This is a genomic window from Candidatus Cryptobacteroides sp. (genome assembly GCF_056207615.1).
In genome coordinates this window covers 1-7,869 of the sequence record NZ_JBAEER010000045.1, presented here as the reverse complement: position 1 = coordinate 7,869, position 7,869 = coordinate 1, and the positions used below count along the sequence as shown (strand labels likewise).

General features: G+C 46.9%; 7 protein-coding genes and 1 riboswitch. Of the genes, 4 read left to right on the top strand and 3 right to left on the bottom strand.

The features are described from left to right. From AC06ND_RS02895 to AC06ND_RS02885, 3 genes are all read right to left on the bottom strand, one after another. Positions 1 to 670 (bottom strand): UvrD-helicase domain-containing protein (locus tag AC06ND_RS02895; RefSeq protein ID WP_475677495.1); only part of this gene is annotated, 670 nt, incomplete at its 3' end. Next, complete coding sequence (locus tag AC06ND_RS02890) at positions 667 to 3,246, bottom strand: PD-(D/E)XK nuclease family protein (protein ID WP_475677494.1); 2,580 nt, start codon at positions 3,244 to 3,246, stop codon at positions 667 to 669. The genes AC06ND_RS02895 and AC06ND_RS02890, both read right to left, overlap by 4 nt. 50 nt (positions 3,247 to 3,296) lie before the next feature. Further along, positions 3,297 to 3,818 (bottom strand): hypothetical protein, encoded by a 522-nt coding sequence (locus AC06ND_RS02885; protein WP_475677493.1) that lies wholly within the window; start codon positions 3,816 to 3,818, stop codon positions 3,297 to 3,299. A gap of 230 nt (positions 3,819 to 4,048) precedes the next feature. Continuing rightward, positions 4,049 to 4,148, top strand: a riboswitch (SAM-I-IV-variant riboswitch). Between AC06ND_RS02885 and AC06ND_RS02880 the strand changes: the two genes are divergently transcribed. The 4 genes from AC06ND_RS02880 to AC06ND_RS02865 form a co-directional block, all read left to right on the top strand. Then, positions 4,147 to 5,049 carry a hypothetical protein gene (locus AC06ND_RS02880; RefSeq protein WP_475677492.1) on the top strand — a complete coding sequence of 301 codons (903 nt, stop codon included), beginning with the start codon at positions 4,147 to 4,149 and terminating at the stop codon, positions 5,047 to 5,049. Its footprint overlaps the riboswitch before it by 2 nt. Before the next feature lie 189 nt (positions 5,050 to 5,238). Next, complete coding sequence (locus AC06ND_RS02875) at positions 5,239 to 6,186, top strand: DUF4268 domain-containing protein (protein WP_475677491.1); 948 nt, start codon at positions 5,239 to 5,241, stop codon at positions 6,184 to 6,186. Between the two features lie 468 nt (positions 6,187 to 6,654). Beyond that, positions 6,655 to 6,963, top strand: a complete 309-nt coding sequence (locus AC06ND_RS02870) for a hypothetical protein (protein ID WP_475677490.1) — start codon at positions 6,655 to 6,657, stop codon at positions 6,961 to 6,963. Positions 6,964 to 7,049: 86 nt separating this feature from the next. Beyond that, positions 7,050 to 7,869: carboxypeptidase-like regulatory domain-containing protein (locus AC06ND_RS02865; RefSeq protein ID WP_475677489.1), on the top strand; the 820-nt coding region annotated here is incomplete at its 3' end.

The window sequence follows — 7,869 nt, the reverse complement described above, 5'->3', positions numbered from 1 at the left end:
CGCCGAGCCTGTCGATCTTGTCGATCACATCCTGGTAAGGATTGCCGTACTTGTCGCCGGCAATGCAAATGGAATGGTACGCCTTGAGCCATGAGAACAGAACCGTGCTGTCCACCTTCTCTCTATCGCTTGTGAAGAAGCCGGAAACATAATTCAACGAATACTGCTTGCTCGAAGGAAGGTCAGTAATGCCGAAAGTATCAGCCTTCTCGATCATCTGCTTCAGTACGTCAATCCATGGGTCGTCGTTGCGATAGCCCTTTCTGGTGAAGGTCTCGTTGAACTTCTTGAATACAAGGCGGTCCTCGTCGTGGATCGCACGAGCCACGGCTTCGCTGATGAACACCCTCTTGTCCTCCTCGCTGAGCACATTCATGCGGCTGCCCAGGCCGAGGATGTACCAATATTTCTGTACATACCTCAGAGCCACGGAGTGTACGGTACCTATCGTCGCAGAATCCAGCCCCGCTGCCTTGTCAAAGCAATCCGCCTTGACGAGCGCATCGTACACCTTCTGGCGGAACTCGGATGCCGCGAGCTCTGTGAAGGTGGTGAGAATAACCTCCGACGGCTTGCAATCACCGTTCGATATGAGCCTGACCAGCTCGGAAGTCAGAGTGAAGGTCTTTCCGGAACCGGCTCCGGCGTTTATGTAATGTATGTTTCTCATTTGCACCTGCCCTTTAATACGTAGTTCTTAGCACCATAAGCCTCGGCCTTGATCCCGTCGTCCAGCCAGTCTCCGTCGAGAGGATAGAGCTGCTCGCGATCCATCGCTTCTATATATTCCATGTCTGTCTCGCTCATCGGCTGCAGCTCACCGTTCTCCAACACTCCGCGCTCTATCTGTCCCTTGCGGAAGCAATACGAGTGCACAGCCTCAGCGTATACATCAACGCGACTCGGAATCGGATTATAGTCGCAAGACTTTCGGTCCCATGACTGGAAATAATCGTTGTTCGTCTCCAGCTTGTACTGAGGAATGACATAGTATGCTGCGCCGAGCACCCGGCGGTCAGGATATGCTGCCGTGAGAGCTTCGGCATAGAGTACAAGCTGAAGGTCGGTCTGCTTGCTGACTTTCTCCTTGTAGCGGCGGGACTCGCTCCACTTGAGGTCGATGATCACGAAATCTCCGTTCTCGTCCTTGAGCAGCAGGTCGATTCTCGCATTGAAATGTCCGATTGACTTACCTCCGACAGGCGGAAGCACCACGTCGAGCGGCACTTCATCTCCGACGACGGTGAGATTATGTTCGAGTATCATCTTCAGCAGAGTCGTGACGCTCTGGACCAGCTTGAGCTTGAATGATCCGTACTGCATCTTATCGTTGTAAAGAAGCTGACCGATCTCGCGGCAGTAAGAGTCGATGATCCCTTCGATATCCGAAGTATGCAACTCCTTGATTCGACCGTCGCGAAGTCGTCTCGCACATTCTCCGATCACTGCGTGGGCAACATTTCCCTTGATGATAGCGAGATCTGCGACCTGCCCGAGATCAGCCTCCTTGAGACCGACGATGTAGTCAAGGACATAGTCGATAGGACGCTGTATCATTGTGTCCACGCTCGAGTAGCTTTCTCCGTTCTCTCTCTCCGGAACGACGATGCTTTCTCGGAGATTGATCTCGACGTCGGGCTCTGACAACGGACGCACCGCTCTCGTCTCGCCACGCGGCATTGTCGGGTCAGTGATTTCCTCATACGGGATATTCCTGGCCTTGATCTCGGTGACCACAGGATGCTCGTCGCACCTTGAACCATAAGCCTTCTGCGAAATGACAAGGACTATCTCTTCTGTGACAAGTCCGAGGGAAATCCTCATCGTGATGCTCGCCGCCTTAGCGAAGTCCTCCTCGTCAACAGGGTTCACTCCATTGGAACGAAGCCATGAAATCTCTGCATTGGAGAGGAAATAGAGTGGGTATTTCTGCTTGAGTGATGCATTGCAGTCCAACCATACGAGTTTCCTCGGACCTTCGACTATGGATTTCGGATCAGCCACGATGTCGAGGGAACCGACCTGCGCTCTTTCAGCGCTGAAACTGCACGATCCGTACAACCCGTCGATCCATTTCTTCAGGCTCTCGACTGAGACATCTTCGTCGGATTCTCCGAGTACGACACCCATGACGTCAGACATCTGCGCAAGTGCCAGGAGCTGTTCTGCGATGTCGCCGTTTTCCCCGGTCTCCCTGATATGCAGAGCATATTTTGATGCCCATGTGCCAAGGTGTTCCGCGTACCGAAGAAGATCTTCTCGAGATATCGTGTCGCCACATTTCCCCACGAGCCTCAGCTCCGGACACGGTTCATCTGTCGCAGAGAGGATATCATCCCATCCTTTGCCCATTCCGCCTGTGCTGAGAAGATGCTTGAGAAGCTGTCTCCTCAGACCATAGCGAACCGGACTGAATGGAACCTGCAGGTAGCTGATCAGAGTCCTGATGTCAACATCCTTGCGGAAAAGACCGAAACCGAGCTTGAACAACTGCAAGGTGAGCGGATTGCTTTCTGAATAGTCAGCGTTTGCCAGCGGAAGGTCATGCGCACGGAACACATCGTTGAGAGCCTTGTTGTCGGCATTGGATATAAGAAGACCATCTTCAGGCTCGATTCCAGCAGCATAGCGATACGCGTCCACGCGGTTCCTTACTTGGAGAACGCTGATACCAGCCTGAAGCTCCAGACGCGCCGTCTCTGTCGCATCTGCGAATGAAAGGGTAGCTCCGCTCTTCTCGAGTACGTCCACTACCATCTTGTCCAAGGATTCGCGCGGAACCCTTACCTCGATCGTCGTACCCGAAAGATAGCCGCTTTCTGTGAGCAGGTCATGCCACCTGTCCGCAGAGCCCTTTACGTCGAAATATGGTTCGATCGCAGAAAGGTCGTTGAACTTGTAAGCCATAGGCAAGGACTTGTTGCAGACGGATGCGTTCCAACCGCTCATCACGAGCGCGTCCCTCCACCTGAGAAGCTCTCCAGCTACGCTAAGGTCGTCCTTCTCGAAGGACTTTGCGTAGAAAGGATCATGGGTGCCAGGTTTCTCGAGCACATTCCTGATTGCGCGGTAATATGCGATCAGCCTGTTGAAAGGGGAGACCTCGGAGTGGGTCATACCTGCTCGAAGCTCGAGCTCGGAAAGAAGACCCTTCATTCCGACGACACGGTATCTGCACACGATGTCGCTTTCCGGGCGGCTGTATGTGGCCTGGTCAAAAAATGGACTGAATACTATCTTGTTCATGCAAAGCATTTTTCAAATATAGCAAATTATCCTCGTCGTTTCATCTTACCCTACAATAACTCCAACTGGAGAGTGAATCGCCACTCACACATCTTGCCGTCGGGGTCTGGAACTCTGAATCCCTTCTCATCAAGGGAGAACAACTCTCCTCTGTCGATACTGCCTCCATACACTCTGAACGTCATTGAGTCATGGGAGTTGTGTCTCCAAACGTGGACCTTATGTGGAAGTCTCACGACATAAGGGAAGACACCATCGTAGAACCAGTACAACGGCTTAATAGAATCGGGCCTCTTCTGGTCATCCTCTATCCGGAATTTGATCGGCTTCACGAACAGGCAGTCGTTCTTTTCGTGCTCATCACACTCGTTCCAGTCAACGAAGAAAGGAGCACTTGCAGCCGTAAAAGTACACTCAATTGTTCTTAGTCCTCTCATGAGCTCCTCAAACTTCTTGCTGTTTACAACGCAGGAATAATCATTCCATCTGTTTCCTCTGCGACCTGTCTTCTCAACAGAGATACATATCTCGGCCCTTCTGCCCAGAATGTCAAAATCAAAACTCTTGTACATAATTCATCATTTTGTTTAGATCCAGATCTCCCTGGATGTTTCAAAGTTGTCTTTGTAAATAGTTTTCGTCAGAAGTCTTAATGATAACGATACAAAGAAACATGTCTGTTTTGACAGGTTATGACATAAACATAAAAAGTCTTACTTTATTTTGTATTTGTGTCAAGACTTGTCAAAATTGAGTTGTTTCTTTGCAGTGTTACGATGAGTGACCTTTAGGCAAGAAACTCGTAAAGCATCGCGAGTCCTCCAGGAGAGGCGCCAACCGAGCAGGGATGCCACGGTGGCAAAATGATGCGGATTATATAATGATCAAAAAACATCTGTCATGAAACCGACAAGGAACCGGTATTACTGCAGAGCATGCGGTAGAAAGAAAATTCTTTTTTCATCTGAGAAGAAAGCTCAAGACTTTCTTCGCTTCAACACAGAAGACATGGACCAGACCCGAAAGAACATGCCTGTTCGCAGCTACTATTGCAATGTGTGCTTCGGGTGGCATGTCACCCACTATGACGATCCTGAGTTCTTCAGCAATTACAAATCTCCAGCAGAAGTGGCGATCGACACCCATATGAGCCTTCAGCAGAATCGTGCGAAACAGAGAGATAAAACCGGCATGCAGAGATGGGAAATCAAACTGAACGAAAAGATTGCCAACAGCAGTTTCCCAGACGACGTTCTGGCATGCCTTGCTGCAGCAAAGGAATATAAGCAACGCAAAGACCTCCTTGAACGGTCGTTCACGGTGATGTGCGATGGCATGCGCAGACAGCTGGAGAGCGGCGAGGTGACTGACCTGTTCATGCAGAGAGTCAAGAAGCTGAAGACGAAGCTGCGTATTGCGCTGAGTACGTTAGGTGGAGATGACCACCTTTACGAGAACGTGGAGATCTTGTATTACGATCTACAGGTTGCTTTCCAGGACCATGGAATCGTGCTCACTACTCCGCCGTCGGAGAAAGAGACCGCTGAGAGGCATCGGAATAGGGAGATGAAAAGGATTAAGAATCTGGAGCAAAAGCTCAGAAGAGTCTCGTCTTTAATCTCGTGCATCCAATTCAGCATCGAATCCGGAAGTCAATTACTCGCAAAGAACGAGATCGCTGATGCAACCAAGAATCTGTACAAACTTGCCAACTTCGAGTATGTCCGAGGACCCTTGATCGAGCAGGTCGACCGGCTGATAGCAGCTAAGGTGATGTATGAGGAGAAGTTTGGGGAATGTTAGATGACTTACTGGCATAAAGTTACAAAATGCTAGAACTGATTTTGTTATTGTTTTATTTCTAAAAGGGAGTAAGATGTCGTCAAAATTCAACGTTTCAAATGAATCGAAATCTATACTTGTTATTGGCGAAATTTTAAGGCTGAGTCACATTAAAAATTTTTCCTATATTTGTTTTCAAATCAGCGGTTTATGGAATCAAATAGAATTGAAAAAATCACTAGGGTGTCAGTGAGGAATCACTTTAAATACGAAGCACAAAATTTTACCCCTTGGTTAGCTGAAAATTTGGACTATTTATCGGATGAAATTAAGGTTCGTCTATGTAATCCTCAGACAGAACAGACATCAGAGAATTTCCGAGTTGATATCCAGTGTGAACTCGAAGATGGAGCTCCCGTCGTTATAGAGAATCAATTTGGTGATAGTAACCATGACCATCTCGGTAAGATAATAACATATAGAACCGCTTTTGATGCAAAGGTTGCCATCTGGATAGTTGAGAAAGCAAGACAGGAACACATTGATGCTTGTGATTGGCTGAACCAAACAGATACAGGTTGTGATTTCTACCTTATAGAAATGACCTTGATACGTATTGGCGAGTCTTCGTTGGCGCCTATGTTTACAGTAAAGTCTAAGCCTTCATATGTGGCAAAAGAAAAGGGTGAGATAAAGAAAGAGGAGGCTAAACGTTTTCATATGAGATTCTCTTTCTGGGAATCGCTTCTGAATACCTTCAAAGAGGATAGGGGATTATCCGCTTTCAAGAATATATCTCCGACCAAGGATACCTTTATTGCGGCAGGATCTGGTGTTGGGGGACTTCAGTGGACAATCTGGCTAAACAAGGATAAGGTAAGGTGTGAATTACGTATTGATAAGGGTAAAGAATGCGATGAAGAGAATTTGTCAATTTTCAATAAGCTTAAAGAACATAAACAATCAGTCGATGCGTCTTATGGTCCAGGTCTAAATTGGGATGAGATGATAGGATATCGTGTGTGCTCGATAAGGACAGAAATAGAAGGAGGTTGGAATAATCCAGAAAACCAGTGGCCAGATATTATTGCCAATGTCGCAGATGCCATGAGGAAGATGATCGCTTCTCTTCATCCTGTAATTAGAACATTAAAATAATGCGGATTTTTTAGAATATCCGGGGGCGTCAGCTGAACTGTGTCAAGGCTGTTTGCTTATGTTAAAATTTTACTGCTCATGAAAAACTTCTCGGGGGTTTGCCCTGAGAGCGTTCTTCAATAATTATGTTCCGTTAGATCTTCAATTCCAGACATTTTTACTGGTTCGCTAAATGGGAATTTACTGCTTATCTATTTTTTCCAATAGTCTCCTTACACCTAATGTTGCAGCCACTATCAGAAGTATGATAGGCAATGGTAATCCTCTTTTATCGCTTCCTATTAGACATGACATCAATAGTAATATCAGAGAAACCGAATATATAATTAATATTATCGCTTTCTTTTTCACCTGTCGGTCAAATTGCAATTTGCAAAAGTCATTCTTATGAAGTCATTAAGCATTAAACATTTGACTATGATACCCATCCTTCCAACTATCCTGATTCTGGCCGGCGTCATTCTGTTTATGTTGACCTACTGGCCTTCAGGCATCACCGTTGACAATGACAACAACATCAACCTTAGCGTCGTCCTCGGCAAGGGGAACAAGATACCCGCAGACGAGATCACGGTGTCGGAAGTCCCAGAAGGGCTTCTCTCTCACCTGATCAGGACAAACGGCATGAGTCTCGGCAAGATTAACTACGGCAAATTCAAGAATACCAGGAGCGGACAGAAGATGTTCCTTTATCTCACAGGTAAGAAGGATAAAGTCTGCTTTGAATATGATGGAGTTTTGTATGTTGTAGATGATTGGAGAGCTACCTCCGAGTAAATTCCCATTTAAAAACCATCTATACGTGGTTTACGGAATGCTTACCACCCATTAATTTTGTACATACTTCGAATATGTTTGAAAATATGCATAAGCTATTGTATTCATTTCTGCTCCTTCTGTTTTCTGCGGTGTCTCTAAACGCACAGGTTGTCGTTGACCTCAGCAGCTACAATAGAAACAGGAATATTGACCTCAGGATGTCGCTCCAGGATGCCAAGACAAAAGAGCCTATCAGTTATGCAACTGTCTATCTCGTACCTCAGAACGACACGACCATAACAAACTTTGCTATTTCGAATGAAAAAGGAGAAGTTGAAATCAAGGATGTGATCTCCGGATGGTACCAGGTCAATGCGGAGATGATTGGATACAAACCGTATCAGAAAGTCCACAACCTTAATAGCCAGAATAATTTGGGAACAATTGAGCTCGAAGAGAATCCCGAATATATTGACGCTGCATCCATCACAGCCATCGGAAATGCAATAACTGTCCAGGGCGACACTCTTGTATATAATGCTTCTTCGTTTAGAGTTGGTGAAAACGCAATGCTGGAAGACCTGCTGAAGAAGATGCCTGGTATGGAAGTCGGTTCAGATGGGACTGTCATGGTCAATGGCGAACAGGTGGACAAAATCACAATTGGAGGAAAGACATTCTTCTTCAATGACCCGGCTATGGCCGTAAAAAATCTGCCGGCAAAAGTCGTTGAGAAAATCAAAGTCGTTGACAAGAAAAAGGATGAAGCAGAGTTCACGGGAGTCGGCACGAAGGATGAGAAGGAGAAAGTGATGGACCTGGAGTTGAAAGAACAATATAAAAAGGGATGGTTCGGCAATGCACAGCTGAGCGGAGGTGCTGCAATCCATGAAAAGGCAGACGATGGGATGGCTGCAGACTCCA